General features: G+C 67.0%; 16 protein-coding genes and 1 pseudogene. 8 read left to right on the plus strand and 9 right to left on the minus strand.

Annotated features, from left to right (window positions below; genetic code table 11):
• Nucleotides 1–9: 9 nt before the first annotated feature.
• Complete coding sequence (locus tag ACZ1HC_RS11445) at nt 10–1305, plus strand: MATE family efflux transporter (protein WP_472700087.1); 1296 nt, start codon at nt 10–12, stop codon at nt 1303–1305.
• 45 nt (nt 1306–1350) lie between these two features.
• Here the strand turns inward: ACZ1HC_RS11445 and ACZ1HC_RS11450 are convergent, their stop codons facing one another.
• Nucleotides 1351–1668, minus strand: a complete 318-nt coding sequence (locus tag ACZ1HC_RS11450) for a DUF1476 domain-containing protein (RefSeq protein WP_472700088.1) — start codon at nt 1666–1668, stop codon at nt 1351–1353.
• A 127-nt stretch (nt 1669–1795) separates the two neighbouring features.
• On the opposite strand from ACZ1HC_RS11450, the gene purC reads away from it, so the two are divergent.
• From purC to ACZ1HC_RS11485, 7 genes and pseudogenes are all read left to right on the plus strand, one after another.
• Entirely contained in the window at nt 1796–2557 is a 762-nt protein-coding gene (purC, locus tag ACZ1HC_RS11455; RefSeq protein ID WP_472700089.1) for a phosphoribosylaminoimidazolesuccinocarboxamide synthase, read from the plus strand.
• A 23-nt stretch (nt 2558–2580) separates the two neighbouring features.
• Entirely contained in the window at nt 2581–2820 is a 240-nt protein-coding gene (gene purS, locus ACZ1HC_RS11460; RefSeq protein WP_472700831.1) for a phosphoribosylformylglycinamidine synthase subunit PurS, read from the plus strand.
• Between the two features lie 81 nt (nt 2821–2901).
• Nucleotides 2902–3711 (plus strand): ABC transporter ATP-binding protein, encoded by an 810-nt coding sequence (locus ACZ1HC_RS11465; protein WP_472700090.1) that lies wholly within the window; start codon nt 2902–2904, stop codon nt 3709–3711.
• Nucleotides 3712–3737: 26 nt separating this feature from the next.
• A pseudogene (locus tag ACZ1HC_RS11470) lies at nt 3738–4461 on the plus strand (transporter substrate-binding domain-containing protein).
• A 47-nt stretch (nt 4462–4508) separates the two neighbouring features.
• Nucleotides 4509–5390: an ABC transporter permease gene (locus tag ACZ1HC_RS11475; RefSeq protein ID WP_472700091.1), complete on the plus strand. Its 882-nt coding sequence runs from the start codon at nt 4509–4511 to the stop codon at nt 5388–5390.
• Entirely contained in the window at nt 5387–6211 is an 825-nt protein-coding gene (locus ACZ1HC_RS11480; protein WP_472700092.1) for an ABC transporter permease, read from the plus strand. The genes ACZ1HC_RS11475 and ACZ1HC_RS11480 overlap by 4 nt, the downstream gene beginning before the upstream one ends.
• A complete protein-coding gene (locus ACZ1HC_RS11485; protein WP_472700832.1) occupies nt 6212–7546 on the plus strand; it encodes a glutamine synthetase family protein in 1335 nt (444 codons plus the stop codon). It abuts the gene before it with no gap.
• Between the two features lie 62 nt (nt 7547–7608).
• On the opposite strand, the gene ACZ1HC_RS11490 is transcribed toward ACZ1HC_RS11485, so the two are convergent.
• The 8 genes from ACZ1HC_RS11490 to ACZ1HC_RS11525 form a co-directional block, all read right to left on the minus strand.
• Entirely contained in the window at nt 7609–8892 is a 1284-nt protein-coding gene (locus ACZ1HC_RS11490; RefSeq protein ID WP_472700093.1) for a PQQ-dependent sugar dehydrogenase, read from the minus strand.
• Nucleotides 8892–9323, minus strand: a complete 432-nt coding sequence (locus ACZ1HC_RS11495; RefSeq protein ID WP_472700094.1) for a DUF2231 domain-containing protein — start codon at nt 9321–9323, stop codon at nt 8892–8894. The genes ACZ1HC_RS11490 and ACZ1HC_RS11495 overlap by 1 nt, the downstream gene beginning before the upstream one ends.
• Nucleotides 9324–9588: 265 nt before the next feature.
• Nucleotides 9589–10383 (minus strand): citryl-CoA lyase, encoded by a 795-nt coding sequence (locus tag ACZ1HC_RS11500; RefSeq protein WP_472700095.1) that lies wholly within the window; start codon nt 10381–10383, stop codon nt 9589–9591.
• Nucleotides 10383–11297: an SDR family NAD(P)-dependent oxidoreductase gene (locus ACZ1HC_RS11505; RefSeq protein ID WP_472700096.1), complete on the minus strand. Its 915-nt coding sequence runs from the start codon at nt 11295–11297 to the stop codon at nt 10383–10385. The genes ACZ1HC_RS11500 and ACZ1HC_RS11505 overlap by 1 nt, the downstream gene beginning before the upstream one ends.
• Nucleotides 11298–11309: 12 nt before the next feature.
• Complete coding sequence (locus tag ACZ1HC_RS11510; protein ID WP_472700097.1) at nt 11310–12269, minus strand: hydroxymethylglutaryl-CoA lyase; 960 nt, start codon at nt 12267–12269, stop codon at nt 11310–11312.
• A 4-nt stretch (nt 12270–12273) separates the two neighbouring features.
• Nucleotides 12274–14280, minus strand: coding sequence for an acetyl/propionyl/methylcrotonyl-CoA carboxylase subunit alpha (locus ACZ1HC_RS11515; protein ID WP_472700098.1), 2007 nt, complete (start codon nt 14278–14280; stop codon nt 12274–12276).
• 10 nt (nt 14281–14290) lie between these two features.
• Nucleotides 14291–15898 (minus strand): acyl-CoA carboxylase subunit beta, encoded by a 1608-nt coding sequence (locus ACZ1HC_RS11520; protein ID WP_472700099.1) that lies wholly within the window; start codon nt 15896–15898, stop codon nt 14291–14293.
• Nucleotides 15895–17286 carry a phenylacetate--CoA ligase family protein gene (locus tag ACZ1HC_RS11525; protein WP_472700100.1) on the minus strand — a complete coding sequence of 464 codons (1392 nt, stop codon included), beginning with the start codon at nt 17284–17286 and terminating at the stop codon, nt 15895–15897. Before ACZ1HC_RS11525 ends, ACZ1HC_RS11520 begins: the two co-directional genes overlap by 4 nt.
• Nucleotides 17287–17305: the final 19 nt, after the last annotated feature.

Consider the following 17305-nt stretch of genomic DNA (forward strand, 5'->3'; position numbering starts at 1 on the left):
CCCCGGCCGTTGACCCATCGGCGGGTGCTGGCGATTGCCCTGCCGATCGTGCTGTCGAACGCGACCGTGCCGCTGCTGGGACTGGTGGATACGGGCGTGATAGGCCAGCTTGGCCGGCCCGAGCCCATCGGGGCCGTCGCCATCGGCGCGGTGATCCTGACCTCGATCTACTGGATCTTCGGGTTCCTGCGCATGGGCACTTCGGGTCTGGTGGCGCAAAGCCACGGGGCGGGCGATACCGCCGAGACCGGTGCCCATCTGCTGCGCGGGCTGATGATCGCGGGGGCCGCGGGGCTGGCCTTCATCCTGCTGCAGATGCCGGTCTTCGCCGCGGCCTTCCGCATCGCCCCCACATCGGCCACGGTCGAGGATCTGGCGCGCACCTATCTGGGCATCCGCATCTGGGGCGCGCCGGCCACCATCGCCCTTTACGCGATCACCGGCTGGCTGATCGCGGTCGAGCGGGCCAGGTCGGTGCTGGTCCTGCAACTGCTGCAGAACGGGCTGAACGCCGTCCTGTCGGTGTGGTTCTTGCTGCCCCTGGACCTGGGCGTGCCGGGGGTCGCCTGGGCCACGCTGCTGGCCGAATACGGCGGGCTGCTGGTCGGGCTGTGGATGGCCCGGCGGGCGGTGGCGCAGGGCCTGGGCGCCGCGGGGCTGTTCGCGCGCGACAGGCTGGTGCGTCTGGCGCGGGTCAACACCGACATCATGATCCGCTCGGTCCTGCTGCAGGCCAGCTTTGCCGGCTTCGTCTTTATGGGCGCGGGGCAGGGGGACGTGACGCTGGCGGCAAATCAGGTGCTGCTGCAGTTCCTGTCGATCACCGCCTATGCCCTGGACGGCTTTGCCTTCGCCGCCGAAAGCCTGGTCGGGCAGGCCGTCGGCGCGCGCAGGCCCGACCAGGTGCGCCGCGCGTCCCGCCTGACATCCGCCTGGGGCATCGGCGGGGCGATGATCCTGGGCCTGGCCTTCTGGCTTGGCGGCGGGGTGGTCATCGACCTGCTGACGACCTCGGCCGAGGTCAGGGCCGAGGCCAGGGCCTATCTGGGATGGGTGGGGCTGGCGCCGCTGATCGGCGTCGCGGCCTGGATGCTGGACGGCATCTTCATCGGCGCGACGCTGACCCGCGACATGAGGATGGCGATGATCTGGTCCACGCTGGTCTTTCTGTCCGCCGTCCTGATCCTGCCGCCGGTCTGGGGAAACCACCGGCTGTGGGCGGCGCTGATGGCGCTGAACCTGTCGCGGGGCATCACCATGGCCCTGCGCTATCCCCGTGCCGAACGCGCGGCGCGGCCGGCGTGACGGGCAGGCCTGCCTACCCGCCGCAGCCGGTGCGCGGACGTTTCGTCAACCGGCCTCGTCGATGATCTGCCGGCGGGCGACCAAGGTCAGTTCGGCCATCTTGGTGCGGATTTCCGATTCACCGACCTTGCCGTCAAGATCAGCCGCCAGCTTGCGATAGACGTCATTTTCGCCCGGCTCCTCGAAGTCCGACGTCACGACCGTCAGCGCATAGGCGCGGGCGTCGTCGCCGGTCTTGCCCAGAAGTCCCGCAGCCCATTCGCCCAGCAGCCGGTTGCGCCGCGCCTCGGCCTTGAAGCGCAGGTTGGCGTCATGCGCGAACTTGGATTCGTAGCCCCGTTCACGATCGTCGAAGGTGGTCATGCTGGCCTCCGTTATGGCTGGGGATGATGTTATCCCCGGCGCGGTTGCTTGCAAGCCTCTCGTATTGCCCCGGGTGTTGCTTGTAAGGTAAGGCCCGTGGGACAAGGACATGCGAAAGGACGCCGCCATGGCACCGCGCCGCAAGAAGATCTACGAAGGCAAGGCGAAGATCCTGTACGAGGGCACCGAGCCCGGCACGCTGGTCCAGTATTTCAAGGACGACGCCACCGCCTTCAACGCGCAGAAGAAGGCCGTGATCGAAGGCAAGGGCGTCCTGAACAACCGCCTGTCGGAATTCTTCATGAACGGGCTGACGAATATCGGCGTCCCCAACCACTTCATCCGCCGCATCAACATGCGCGAGCAGCTGATCCGCCAGGTCGAGATCGTCCCGCTCGAGGTGATCGTGCGCAACTTCGCCGCCGGCTCCATCTCCAAGCGCCTGGGGCTGGAGGAAGGCACCCTGCTGCCGCGTCCGATCGTCGAATACAGCTTCAAGAACGACGAACTGGGCGACCCGATGGTGTCCGAGGAATACATCATCGCCTTCGGCTGGGCCAGCCAGCAGGATCTGGACGACATCGTGTCGCTGGCGCTGCGCGTCAACGACTTCCTGTCGGGGGTCTTCTACGGCGTCGGCATCAAGCTGATCGACTTCAAGATCGAGATCGGCCGGGTCTGGGACAACGACTTCATGCGCCTGATCGTGGCCGACGAGATCAGCCCCGACAGCTGCCGCCTGTGGGACATGAAGACCGGGCAGAAGCTGGACAAGGACGTGTTCCGCCGCAACCTGGGCAATCTTACCGACGCCTATACCGAGGTCGCGCGCCGTCTGGGCCTGATGCCCGCGAACACCACCAGCCTGAAGCCGACCGCGATCAACTGAAGGACGACGCCATGAAAGCCCCCCTGAAAGCCCGGGTCACGATCATGCTGAAGGACGGCGTCCTGGATCCGCAGGGCGAGGCGATCCGCCATGCGCTGGGCGGGCTGGGCCACCGCGGCGTCGCCGGGGTCCGCCAGGGCAAGCTGATCGAACTGGATCTGGACGCCCCGGACGCCGCCTCGGCCCGCGCCGAGGTCGAGAGGATGTGCCAGGGCCTGCTGGCCAACACCGTGATCGAGAAATATTCGATCGAGATCGTCTGACGCGGCGGCAACCTGCGTTTATCGTCAGGTTGCCCTGCGGACCCGGTTGCAAAAACCCGGGGATTGTCGCCCAATGCGCCGATGATGAACGATAAGACCGCCCACATATCCGCGGAACCCGATGCCGCCCCGGTGATCCGCATCGAGGGGCTGCACAAGGCCTATGGCAAGATCGAGGTGCTGAAGGGCGTGTCCCTGACCGCGCCGCGCGGCCATGTGGTCAGCCTGATCGGGTCGTCGGGATCGGGCAAGTCCACGCTGCTGCGCTGCTGCAATCTGCTGGAAAATAGCCAGGCCGGTGACATCAGCTTCGAGGGCGAGATCCGTGCGGTGGAGGGGCAGGGCATGGCCCGCATTCCCGCCGACCGCGCGCAGGTGCTGCGGTTCCGCACCAACCTGTCGATGGTCTTTCAGCAGTTCAACCTGTGGTCGCACATGACGATCCTGCAGAACGTCATAGAGGCGCCGGTGACGGTGCTGCGAGAGGATCGCACCGCCGTTGAGGCCCGCGCCCGCGCGCTTCTGGACAAGGTGGGCATCGCCGACAAGGCCGACGCCTGGCCCGCGCAGCTTTCGGGCGGCCAGCAGCAGCGCGCGGCCATCGCCCGGGCCTTGTGCATGAACCCCAAGGCGCTGCTGTTCGACGAGCCGACCAGCGCGCTGGACCCCGAACTGCAGCAAGAGGTCGTGCGCGTCATCAAGGATCTGGCCGCCGAACATCGCACCATGATCATCGTGACCCACGACATGCGCCTGGCCGCCGATGTCAGCGACCACGTGGTGTTCCTCCACCAGGGCCTGATCGCCGAGGAAGGCCCGCCCGACCGATTGTTCGGCGCGCCGCAGACCGACCGGCTGCGCCAGTTCCTCAGCGCCTCGATGGCGCATTAGAAAAGACGACCAACAGGAGAAGACGAATGAAGAAACTGCTGCTTGCCGCGACCGCTCTGGCCCTGACGGCCGGCATGGGCCTGGCCCAGACCGTGCGCATGGGCACCGAGGGCGCCTATCCTCCGTACAACTTCATCAACGAGGCCGGAGAGGTCGCGGGCTTCGAGCGTGAACTGGGCGACGAACTGTGCCGGCGTGCCCAACTGGAATGCACCTGGGTCAAGAACGACTGGGATCTCGATCATCCCGAACCTGGTGTCGTCGAACTATGACACCATCATGGCCGCCATGAGCATCAACGACGAGCGCAAGGCCGTGATCGCCTTCACGCAGGACTACCTGCCGCCCGCGCCGTCGTCCTATGTGGCGCTTCAGGAGGGCGTGGATCTGGAAGGGGGCGTGATCGCGGTCCAGACCGGCACCGTGCAGGCGTCCCACATCGCCGAAACCGGCGCGACGCTGCTGGAATTTCCCAACATCGACCAGGTCCTTGCCGCCGTCCGCAACGGCGAGGCCGATGCGGGCTTCGGCGACCACGAGGTGCTGCGCCCCTTTGTCGAGGAAAGCAACGACCTGGTCTTCGTGGGTGAACAGGTGAACCTGGACGAGGGCATCGGCGTGGGCCTGCGCCAGTCCGACACCGAACTGCGCGAGAAATTCGACGCCGCCATCACCTCGATGAAGGAGGACGGCAGCCTGAACGACCTGATCCGCAAGCACTTCGGCGAGGAAGCGCAGACCTACAAATGATCTGACGGACCGCGGGCGACCCCGGCGGTCCCCTGGCGGGGCGGATGATGTTTTCCTTTTGCAGCGACCCTTCGGTGCTGGACGGGCTTGCCTGGCTGTCGTGCTATCTGACGACGGGCACGCATATGCTGTTCTATGCCAGCTTCGGGGTGGTCCTGCTGCTGCTGGCGGTCACCGCGCCCATCGCGCTGCTGTTCGGCTATGGCGGCGCGATGGCCTCGCGGTCGCGGATCGCGCCGCTGCGGTGGTTCGGCAGGATCTACACCTTGATGGTGCGGGGCGTGCCGGACATCGTGTTCTTCCTGTTCGTGCCCATCGCCCTGGATCAGGGGCTGGAGTGGCTGCGCCATCAGGCCTTGTGCGACAGCGACGCGCCGGTGCGGCAGGGCAACGACTTCGTCGTCTGCGCGGCCGCCAAGCTGCCGCTGTCCAGCAGCCCCGAATGGGTCCACGACATCTATGCCATGACCCTGGCCGTGGTCGCCTTCTCGATCGTCTTCGGCGCCTTCGCGGCCAATGTCCTTTACGGCGCCATGCAGGCGGTTCCCCGCGCCCAGCTTGAAACCGCCGAGGCCTACGGCATGACGTCGCGGCAGGTCACGCGGCGCATCCTGGTGCCGCAGATGTGGACCTATGCCCTGCCTGGGCTGTCGAACCTGTGGATGATCCTCATCAAGGCGACGCCCCTGCTGTTCCTGCTGGGGATCGAGGACATCGTCTATTGGGCGCGCGAACTGGGCGGGGCCAAGACATCCTCCTATGCCTATCCGCATCCCGACTGGCGGCTCTATTACTTCATCGCCGTGCTGGGGTTCTATCTGCTGATGACCTGGATTTCGGAACGGGTTCTGGACCGGCTGATCCGCCGCCTGTCGGCCGGGCAGGCCACCATGGCCGGCGAGGCGCAGCGCAAGGCGGCCGCGCCATGAGCTGCGCGCAGACGATCCTGGATTATGGGCTTCGTTCGCTGGGCTTCGGCGAACGGCTGCTGCCGCGCACGGACTTCACGCTGTGCCAGCAGGTCACGCTGATCGGGTCGGGCCTGATCTGGAACCTGTATTTCGCCTTCTTCGCGCTGCTGTTCGGCTTTTTCCTGGCGACGGCGCTGGCACTGGCCAAGACCAGCACCAGCCCCTGGCTGCGCCGCCCGGCCGATGGCTTCATCTTCCTGTTCCGCGGCAGCCCGCTGTTCATCCAGTTCTTCCTGGCCTACGAGGCGCTTGTGATGCTGCCCCGCGCCGGGATCGAGATCTTCGGCCTGACGGTGCAGACGGGCTGGCTGGCAAGGGCCTGGGCCGGCGCGCTGATCGTGCTGACGCTGAACACGGCGGCCTATTCGGCGCAGATCTTCCACGGCGCACTGATGGCGGTGCCCAAGGGCGACATCGAGGCCGCCGAGGCCTATGGGATGACCGGCTGGACCAAGTTCCGCCGGATCCTCTGGCCGACGATGCTGCGGCTGGCCTGGCCGTCCTACACCAACGAAGCGATCTTCCTGTTCCACGCCACGACGCTGGTGTTCTTTTCCGGCTTTCCCGCCTTCCAGCAGCGCGGCGACAGCCTGTACTACGCCAGCTATTTCGCGGGCCAGACCTTCAACCCCTTCGTCGCCTATCCCATCGTCGCCGGGTATTTCATCGTGGCGACCCTTGCGCTGATCGGATTGTTCGGCATCGTGAACCGGCGGCTGAACCGCCACCTGCCGGGCGCGGCGCAACGCATCCGCTATCGCCCGAACATCTTCCGGTGAATCATGGACTGGCTGAAAGAACATCCCGAGGTCAAGACCATCCGCGTGGCCGCCGCCGACCTGAACGGCGTCGCGCGCGGCAAGCGCATCCCCGCCCGCTATGCCCGCAAGCTGCTCGAGGAGGGGACCAAGTTCCCCTATTCCGTCCTGAACCTGGACATCTGGGGCGAGGATGTCGAGGACAGCCCCCTGGTGTTCCAGATCGGCGACCCCGACGGGCTGCTGCTGCCGACCGAACGGGGCTTCCTGCCGATGCCCTGGCTGGACGCGCCTACCGCCCTGCTGCCCCTGTGGATGTTCCATCCCGACGGGCGCCCCTACGAGGGCGATCCCCGGCAGGCTCTGGCGCGCGTGGTCGAACGCTACAAGGCGGCCGGGCTGACCCCAGTCGTGGCGACCGAGCTGGAGTTCTTCCTGATCGACGATTCGGGCCGGCAGTTGCGCGTGCCCCCCAGCCCGCGTTCCGGCAAGCGCCGGACGGGGGGCGAGGTTCTCAGCCTGCGGGCGCTGGATGCCTTCGACCAGTTCTTCACCACGCTCTATGACGCCTGCGAGGCGATGGACATTCCCGCCGACACGGCCATTTCCGAAGCCGGGCCGGGTCAGTTCGAGATCAACCTCATGCACCAGCCCGATCCCCTGAAGGCGGCCGACGACAGTTGGCTGTTCAAGATGCTGGTCAAGGGGATCGCGCGCCAATACGGCTTTGCCGGCAGCTTCATGGCCAAGCCCTACGAGACGTTCTCGGGCAACGGGATGCATATGCACTTCTCGATCCTGGACAGCGAGGGGCGCAACATCTTCGACAACGGCGGCGACGAGGGCACGGCGGAACTGCGTCATGCCGTGGCCGGATGCCTGCGCGCCATGCCGGGATCCACGCTGCTGTTCGCCCCGCACGAGAACAGCTATGACCGGCTGGTTCCCAACGCCCACGCGCCCACCGGCATCGGCTGGGCCTACGAGAACCGCACCGCCGCGATCCGCATCCCGTCATCCAGCCCACGGGCGCGGCGCATCGAACACCGCGTCGCGGGGGGCGACGTGAACCCCTATCTGACGGTCGCTGCGATCCTGGGGGCGGCGCTGAACGGGCTGCTGGAAAAGCTGGAGGCACCCGAGCCGTTCAAGGGCAACGCCTATGACCAGCACCTCGATCAGCTTCCGGCAAGCTGGGGCGAAGCGATCGAGGTGTTCCACCGCTGCCCCGAAATGCGGCGCATCTTCCCCGACCACCTGATCGAGAACTTCGTGATGACCAAGCGGCAGGAACTGCACTACATGGCAGAACTGTCCGACGAGGAAACGGTCGAACTGTATCTGGACACGGTCTGAACAGGCCGCTGGGCGACAGGCCACCGTCAGGCCCCGGCCTGACGGTGGCTCTGGCTTCTGCGTCAGGGCTGGTCGGGTGCGATCCGCCAGATGGTGTTCGACAGGTCGTCCGCCACGATCAGCGCGCCGCGCGGATCCAGCGTCACGCCCACGGGGCGGCCCCGGGTGTTGTCCTCGTCCAGCAGGAAGCCCGTCACGACATCCACCGGCTCGCCCGCCGGGCGGCCGTCCTGGAACGGCACGAAGACCACCTTGTAGCCCACCGGCTCTCTGCGGTTCCAGCTGCCGTGCATCCCCACGAAGACGCCTTCGGCAAAGTCCGGGCCCATGACGGGGTCCGAAAAGGCCACCCCAAGCGCCGCGACATGGGAACCAAGCGCATAGTCCGGCGTGATCGCCTGCGCCACGAGTTCGGGATTTTGCGGCTGGGCACGCGGATCGACGGTCTGGCCCCAGTAGCTGAAGGGCCAGCCGTAGAAGCCACCTTCCTGCACCGCGGTCAGGTAGTCGGGCACCAGGTCGGGGCCGATCTCGTCGCGTTCGTTGACCACGGCCCACAGCTGGCCGGTGCCGGGCTGGATGGCCAGTGCGGTCGGGTTGCGCAGGCCGGTCGCATAGGGGCGATGGGCGCCGGTCTGCACGTCGATCTGCCAGATCATCGCCCGGTCCTGCTCGGCCTCCAGGCCGCGCTCGGTGATGTTGCTGTTCGATCCGATCCCCACGTAAAGGAACCGCCCGTCGGCGCTGGCCGTCATCGCCTTGGTCCAGTGGTGGTTGATGATCGAGGGCAGATCGGTCAGCTTGACCGGGGCGGCGCTCGCCTGGGTCTGGCCGTCGGCATAGTCGAAGCGCAGCACCGCGCCCTGCGTGGCGACATAGATGAAGTTGCCGATCCGCGCGAGGCCGTAGGGCGAGTTCAGCCCTTCGGCAAAGACGCCCTGGGTTTCGTAGGTACCGTCGCCATCGGCGTCGCGCAGCAGGGTCAGGCGGTTGCCACCGGCGACGGGGCTTTTGCCAAGCGCCTTGATGAGGCCCGCGATGATGTCCTTGGGCCGCAGCGCGGGCGCACCCTGGCCCTTGCCCTCGGCCACCAGGATGTCGCCGTTTGGCAGCACCAGCGTCTGGCGGGGGATCGCAAGATCCGTCGCGATGGCGGTGATCGAATAGCCTTCGGGAACCGTGGGCAGGTCATCGCCCCACAGCGCGGGCCGGGGGATCACCATGTCGGGCAGAAGGCCGCGCCGGGGTTCGGGCAACTGGACCGAGGTGCCCTGCGTCACAACCTCTTGCGCCGGGGCCGACAGCGGCAGGGCTGCCAGGACCGAGATCATCAAAGCGCCGCGCATCACGCCCACCTTCCGCTGCGAAAACCGCTGAAACCGACCCAGGACGCCAGCAGCGCCAGCAGGGCCGAAATGGCCGACAGCCACGGCGCCTCGGGCATGATCGCCCAGGCGTCCTTGGAATGGATGAGGGCATTGATGAAGCCCAGGACCCACATGGCCAGGACCAGAACGAAATAGACGACCCGCCGCCGGTCGCCACGGTTGGCGCGCAGGAACAGCGCAACCAAGGCCCACAGCAGCACGAAGCCACCGACCAGAAGGCCGCCCGCGTTCAGCCACTGGGCGAAGTTCGACCACTGGATCTGGTAGCTGCGGCCATAGGCGATGTCGCTGGCCAGCGTTCCCAGAAACAGCGGGAACGGAAAGGACAGCAGGATGGCGTGAAGCGGGTGCAGGGGCCTGGGCGGCAGGGGTTCGGACAGGGCAACCACGGCATCTCCTTTCGGTGAAAGCGGGCGGAGCCCGGAGCCGGTTAGTCCTTCAACGCGCGGGACGACAGGCGGTTTCGCGCGCCCGTTGCAAAAGCTGCCTTGCAGTGCCTGTCCTTGCTGCGTCGGCCAGCCCATCCGCGGACAGTCGCCGGCCGATCACGGGCGGTGGTCCAGACCGCCGCTGCCTTCGGGTCCTGCGACAAGCCGCCGCGCCGAAGGCATCTTCGGCGCAATCCGGGCCAGCTTCGACGCTGGGCTGCCTGCCTTAACTGGCCTGGGGACCCGAGGTTTCGAGGATTTCTTCCTCGGCCCGCTGCCACAGTTCGTAGGAAATCGGGTTCTCGCTTTCCTCGAGGATGTGGCCGACCAGCCCGATGGACCGGGCCATCACCCCGAAGCCGCGCACGATCTGCCAAGGGAAGCCGAATTCGCAGCAGATCGCGCCGATCGCGCCGGTGGCGTTGATGGGCAGCATCTTGCCGGACCGCTGTTCCGCGACCGCCTGGATCTTCTGGATCAGCGCGACGTATTCGCCCGACTTGCCGTTCTCGGCCGCGATCTGGAACAGCCGGGGGGCGCGGGGATCGACGGGCTTGTGGACCGGATGTCCCAGGCCCGGCACGATGGCCTTGCTGGCGCGGAAGGCCTCGACCGTCTGCTGGGCGATGGCGTCCAGATCGGCCCCGGTGCCGGCCCGGTCGGGCGGCAGCGCCTCGTAGAGCATCCTGGCCGCGCCCTCCATCGAGCCGACAAAGACCGTCCCCAAGCCGCAAAGCCCGGCCGCCACCGCAGCCTGAAGCGATTCCGGCGCGCCCATGTAGGTCATCCGGGCAACCATGGCCGAAGGCGTGATGCCGTGTTCGACCAGGGTGATGATGATGGCGTTGAAGACGCGGCTTTCCTCGGGCGTGGCCCTGCGGCCGGTCAGTTGCAGGAAGGCGAAGTCGCCCAGGTTCATGTGGCCCAGGATCTCGTTGGGCAGATCAAGGCCGCGCACGCAGATCTTGTCCGGCGTGCTCCAGCCGATCTTCGAGGTGATCTTTCCCTTGCGCTTGCTCATCAGACCGGATCCCATGAAAAGACGTCCGCGGACACTTCCAGCGGCGTGAATTGCGACCTGAGCGCCGGGATGGCGCGTTTGGCGATGTCGTCGGCGGTCCAGCCATCGCCCGAATGGACCGAGCGCACCGGCCGCGGCTGGTTGAACAGGAAGATCTCGTTGTTGCGAACCGCGAAGATCTGGCCGCTGACGCCCTCGGCCTGGTCGGACATCAGGAAACAGGCCATCGGCGCGACCTTGGCGGGCGTCATCTGCTTCAGCTTCTCGACCCGCGCCACCTGTTCGGGCGTGTCGGTCTTGATCGACGAGATCATCCGGCTCCAGGCGAAGGGGGCGATGCAGTTCGACCGCACGTTCCAGCGCCGCAGATCCAGTGCCACCGACTTCGAGAAGGCGGCGATCCCCAGCTTTGCCGCGGCATAGTTGGCCTGGGCATAGTTGCCGATCAGCCCCGAGGTCGAGGTCATGTGGACCAGCGACCCGCTTTCCTGTTCGCGGAAATAATCGGCCGCCGCGCGGCTGGTGTTGAAGGCGCCGTAAAGATGGACCTTCACCACCGCGTCGAAGTCCTCGTAGCTCATCTTGTGGAAGAAGCCATCGCGCAGGATGCCGGCGTTGTTCACCACGGCGTCGATGCGGCCGAATTCCTTGACCGCAGCCTCGACCATGGCGCGCGCGGCCTCGGGGTCGGCGACGCTGCCGCCGTCGGCGATCGCCTCGCCGCCCGCCGCCCGGATTTCCTCGACGACCTTCTGGGCGGCGGTCTCGGTCTGGCCGGTGCCCTTCAGCGACGCGCCCAGGTCGTTGACCACCACCGCAGCCCCTTCGGCCGCCGCCATCAGCGCGATGTCGCGACCGATCCCCCCGCCCGCGCCGGTGACCAGCACCACCTTGCCATCAAGTGCCTTCGCCATCTTCGTCCTCCCTCAGCCTGCCTTGCGGTATTTGTCGAGACTGCCGGAATGCATCACCCGGCCCATCAGCGGCGCGCCGATGATCTGTTCGGCCTTGAGCGCCGCCGCGATCAGTTTTTCCAGGTCGATCCCGGTTTCGATGCCCAGTTCGTGGCACAGGAAGACCGCGTCCTCGGTGCAGACGTTGCCCGCCGCCCGGGCGTGGCCGTGGCCCGCGAAGGGGCAGCCGCCCAGTCCCGCGACCGAGCTTTCGAACATGTCCACGCCCATCGACAGCGCCGCGTGGACATTGGCGATGCCAAGGCCTCGGGTGTCGTGGATGTGCATGCCGATGCGCGCCTGCGGCGCCAGATCGCGCAGCGCGCCGATCATCCGCTTCACCGCCTCGGGGTTGCCCCAGCCCATCGTGTCGGCGATCACCAGGATCGGCACAGGGATCTGCTCCTCGTCGCACAGGCGCAGGATGAAGCGGAAATCGTCGAGGATGCGTTCCTGCGGGATCTCGCCTTCATAGTTGCAGCCGAAGGCGGTCATCACATAGGCCGCATCGACGGTATAGCCCTCTTGCTTGTAGAGGCGCACCCAGTCGCGCTGCCGTTCGCGCATCTCGGCGGACGAGCAGTTGTTGTTGGCCCGGGCGAAGGCCTCCGAGGGATAGAACAGCAGCCGCGGGTCAAGATCGACCTTGTGCGCGCTGAGCGCCTTGCGGAAGCCCTTGTCGTTCAGCCACAGCGAGGTGTAGTTCACCCCCGGCCTGCGCTTGATGCGCTGGAAAAGCTCGGCCGTGTCGGCCATCTGCGGCACGTATTGCGGGCTGACGAAGCTGCCCACCTGGATCCGCTTCAAGCCGGTTTCGCTGAGCAGGTCGATCAGCTCGATCCGCTCCTCGATCGGGTAGATCTTCTTTTCGATCTGGAAGCCCTCGCGCGGTCCTTCCTCGCGGAACTCGACGAATTTGGGAAAGTCGCTCATGGGCTCACTCCTCGGGTGGCTGGATCTCGGCGATGACCTGGCCGCGATCGACCATGTCCCCCTTCGAGACGGTAATCCTGGTGGCGGTCCCGGCGGCGGCCGCCCGGATCGAGATCTCGAGCTTCATGGACTCCATGACCGCGATGACATCGCCCTCGACGACGGCCTGACCGTCGGCGACCTTGACATCGACGATCATGCCGGTCAGCGGGGCAGTCACATCCCGTTCCGCAGCGGCGTCGGCGCCGACGAAATCCAGCGGCGTGGCAGGCCGGAATACCAGCCGGCCTTCGGGGGTGTCCATCTCGATCACGCCGTTGCCGATCCGGGCCTCGATCACCAGCACTGCGTCGCCCATGCCAAGGCGCCAGCGTCCCGGCGCGATCTCGCGCGCCGTCAGGGTGATCGCATCGCCGCTTTCGGACAGGACGCGATAGCGGTCGCCCGGCCCGACCGGCCCCACGCGCAGGTCGTCCGAGCCGCCGTCGATGCCGGTCAGCGTCACCCGTTGGCCCGCTTCCAGCGCATCGCCACCCAGGCCCAGCCGCCAGCCGGTGAAGGTCTCGCGGTTGATCCAGGGGTCGGCGGTCTGGCCGCGCCGGCGGCCAGCCACGAACAGGATCGCGGCGGCGGCCTTCCACAGATCCGGGCGCAGCAGTGGGGCGGGCCGGGTCAGTTCCGCGATCCGCCCGTCGATCCAGCGCGTATGGACCGCCATCCGTTCGAATTCCGGATTGCGCGCCAGGGCGGTCAGGAAGGCACGGTTGGTCTGCACCCCCTCGACCGCGACGTGATCCAGCGCGGTCGCCAGCCGGGCCAGCGCTGTTTCGCGGTCCGGCGCGTGGACGATCAGCTTGGCAATCATCGGATCGTAATAAGGGGTGACGGAATCGCCCTCCTGAACGCCGCTGTCGATCCGCAGCCCCTGCGGCAGACCAAGCGTCGTCAGAACCCCTGTCGAGGGGGCGAACTGCATCGCCGGATCCTCGGCGTAAAGGCGCGCCTCGACGGCGTGGCCATTGATGGTCAGGTCGTCCTGGACCAGACCGAGTCCGGCCCCTTCGGCGATGCGCAGATGCAGCGCGACCAGATCAAGCCCGGTGATCGCCTCGGTCACGGGATGTTCGACCTGGATGCGCGGGTTGACCTCGAGGAAGAAATAGCGGTCCCCGGCGACCAGGAACTCGACGGTGCCCAGGCCGCGATAGTTCAGCGTCTCGCCCAGGCGCACGGCGTCGCGGGCGATGGCGTCCAGCAGCGTCCTGGGCAGGCCCCAGGCCGGGGCTTCCTCGATCACCTTCTGGTGGCGGCGCTGAAGCGTGCAGTCGCGTTCGAACAGATGCACCACATGGCCCTTGCCGTCGCCGGCGATCTGGATCTCGACGTGGCGGGCCTCGGGGAGGAAGCGCTCCAGCAGCAGCCCTTCCGAGCCGAAGGTGGATTTCGCCTCGCGCAGCGCTCCCTCGATGTCTTCCATCAGCGTAGATTCATCAGTGACGAGGCGCTGCCCGCGCCCGCCGCCGCCGCCCACCGCCTTCAGCAGGACCGGCAGGCCCATCCGGCGCACCTCGGCGGCGATTTCGGCCGGATCGGACCGTGCCCCTTCGGCGCCCGCGATCACCGGGACGCCGGCGGCGATGGCCGCCTGCTTGGCGCTGGCCTTGTCGCCGAAGCGCTCCAGCGTCTCGGGCGTCGGCCCCATGAAGATGATCCCCGCCGCTTCCACGGCGCGGGCGAAGTCGGGGTTTTCGGCTAGAAAGCCATAGCCGGGGTGGATGGCATCGGCGCTCGCCGCGCGCGCCGCGGCCACCACCGCGTCGATGCGCAGATAACTTTCCGAGGCCGGTCCGCCGCCGATGCAGATCGACTGCCCGATCTCGCGGACGTGCAGGGCATTGGCGTCGGCCTGGGAATGGACGCCGACGGGGGTGATGCCGGCGGCCCGCGCGGTGCGCGCGATCCGGCAGGCGATTTCGCCGCGATTGGCGATCAGAAGCGTCTTGATCTTCATGGCTCGCCCCTCACATCCTGAACACGCCGAAATGGGTTTCGACCTTGGGTCTGCGCGATGTCAGGTCCAGCATCAGCGCCATAACCTCGCGGGTTTCGCAAGGGTCGATGACGCTGTCGATCCACAGGTTCGAGGCGAAGTTGTAGGCGCCCTGGAAATCCTCGTATTCCTTGCGGATCGGGGCCTTGAAGGCCTCTTCTTCCTCGGGGGTCCAGCTTCTGCCCTCGCGCTCGTTGATCTGGGCGCGGACCTGCGCCAGCACGCTGGCGGCCTGTTCGGGCCCCATGATGGCGGACCGCCCGCTGGGCCAGGCGAACATCGCGTCGGGCTGGAAGGGCCGGCCCAGCATGGCCAGATAGCCCGCCCCGTAAGAGCCGCCGGTGATGATCGTGAACTTCGGCACCCGGGCCGAGGACATGGCGGTGATCATCTTCGCCCCTGCCTTGGCGATGCCCATCTGCTCGACCTCGCGGCCGACCATGAAGCCGTTCACATCCGCCAGGAACAGCAGCGGAATGTCGCGCTGCACGCACAGATTGATGAAATGCGTGGCCTTCAGCGCCGCCTCGACGAACAGCACGCCGGTATTGGCAAGGATCCCGACCTCGTGGCCCAGGATGCGGCCCCAGCCGGTCATGATAGTGTCGCCGTAAAGCGGCTTGAACTCGTGGAAGTCGCTGCCATCGACCAGACGCGCGACGATCTCGCGGTTGTCGGTGGGCACCTTGGGGTCGCGGCTGACGATGCCGTAGATCTCCTCGACCGGATAGGCGGGCGGGCGAGGCGCCGCAGGGGTCTTGCGCGGCACCAGCCGTTCGCCCAGATGGCTGACGATCTCGCGCGTGATGGCCAGGGCATGGGCGTCGTCCTCGGCCAGATGGTCGGTCACGCCGGATACGGACGAATGCATCTTGCCGCCGCCCAGGCTTTCGGCATCGACCTTTTCGCCGGTCGCGGCGAAGGTCAGTTCCGGGCCGCCCAGATACATGAAGCCCTGGCCGCGCACGATCACCACCTCGTCGCAGAGCGCGGGGATATAGGCGCCGCCGGCGGTGCAGGGGCCCATGACCACGGCGATCTGCGGGATGCCGTCGCCCGACATGCCGATCTGCTGGTGGAAGATCGAGCCGAACTGCCCTTCGTCGGGGAAGATGTTTTCCTGATCGGGCAGGAAGGCGCCGCCGGAATCGACCAGGGTGATGACCGGCAGGCGGTTCTTCCAGGCGATCTTCTGGGCGCGGACATGCTTGCGGCAGGTCATGCCGAAATAGGTCCCGCCCTTCACGGTGGCGTCGTTGGCGATGATCATGCAGCGCCGGCCCTCGATCACGCCGATGCCAGTGATGATGCCCGCGCCGGGGGGCACGCCGTCGTATTTGTTCAGCCCGGCAAGTTCGCCGATCTCGAGGAAGGGCGTACCGGGGTCGATCAGCCGCTCGATGCGTTCGCGCGGCAGGATCTTTCCCTTCTGGACGTGGCGTTCCCGCGCCTTTTCCGGGCCGCCGATGCGCTGCTCGCGCCGCAGCGCGTGCAGTTCGTCGATCCTCTGGCGATAGCGTGCGTCGTTTGCCCGGAAGTCGTCCGACCCGGTGTCGAGAAGGGATTTCATGCGTGTCATGGCAGGTCGGGATACTTTCTGAGGACGAAGGCGACCTTGGCGGCACCGGGTTTCTCGAAGGTGTCGGGGGCGACCAGTCGGACATCGGCCTTGAACACCAGGGCATCGCGCAGGCGCTGCTCGATCTTGCTTTTCAGCGCGGGATCGTCGGCGGGATCGCGGCCCGGACCCCGTTCGACGATGACGGTCAGCGCGCCCTGGGTGGTGTGGCCCTCGAAATCGGCCACGATCCGCATGACGCCGTTGGTGTCGGGCACCATCTCGGCGATGACGCTGTTGATGGCCGAGGGGAACACGTTCGCCCCGCGCACGATCAGCATGTCGTCGGTCCGCCCGGTGCAGCGGATCTTGGGGCCGGTGCGGCCGCAGGAACATTCGGTGCCCGTGACCTCGACATAGTCGCCGGACCGGAACCGCACCAGCGGGCTGGCCTGCCGGCCCAGCGCGGTATAGACCATCTCGCCCTTGGCGCCCTGTTCCCAGGGGATGATCCTGCCGGTTTCGGGGTCCAGAAGCTCGGTGATGATATAGTCCATGTTGACCATGTGCATCCCCGACTGGGCATCGCATTCCGCCCAGTAGGTGACGCCCAGATCGGTGCCGCCCAGCATTTCGGTACAGGTCGCGCCCCAGGCCGCCTCGATCTTGGCGCGGATCGCCGGGATGCCGCCGCCCGGCTCGCCGCCGACGATCACGCGTTCGACGCCCAGTTCGCTGGCCTTGCAGCCCAGCACCTCGGGCGCCTTCTCGGCCAGGTGCAGCACGAAGTTCGGCGCCCCCACGACGCAGCGCGGTCGGGTGTCGGCGCAGGCGCGCAGCAGCCGTTCCACGCCGCCGTCGGCCCCCACCGGCACGTCGATCACGCCCATGTATTGCAGGCCCTGCATGACCGGAATGCCGCCGACAAAGCCCTTGGCCAGCGAAAAGGCGTGCAGCGCCATGTCGCCGGGGCGCAGGCCGTTGGCGAAGAAGCATCGCGCCGTCATCTCGTGCCACATCTCGGCATCGGCCTCGGTCAGCGCGATATAGGAGGGGCTGCCGGTGGTCCCGGACGAGGCCTGCATCTGGATGATGTCGGCCATCGGCGCGGCCCGGTGCCTGCCGAAGGGCGGCTCGGCCGCCAGGCTTTCGCGGATTTCCGTCTTGTAGGTATAGGGCAGCTTCTGCAGATCCTCGATGCTGCGGATCTCGTCGAAATCAACGCCCGCTTCCGCGAACTTCTGCTGGTAGAAGGGCGAGTTCGCCTTCAGATAGGCCATCTGCGCGCGCAGACGTTCCTCCTGGATGCGACGCACCTGATCCAGCGGCGTGCCCTCGATCTCGTGCCAGAAGCGATCATTCGCCTTCTGCGCGGCGTCCTGGCGCCGGAAGCGCATTCCGAATTGCATGTCGTCCTCCCTGTCCTGC

Source organism: Paracoccus sp. BR5-17 (genome assembly GCF_055693925.1).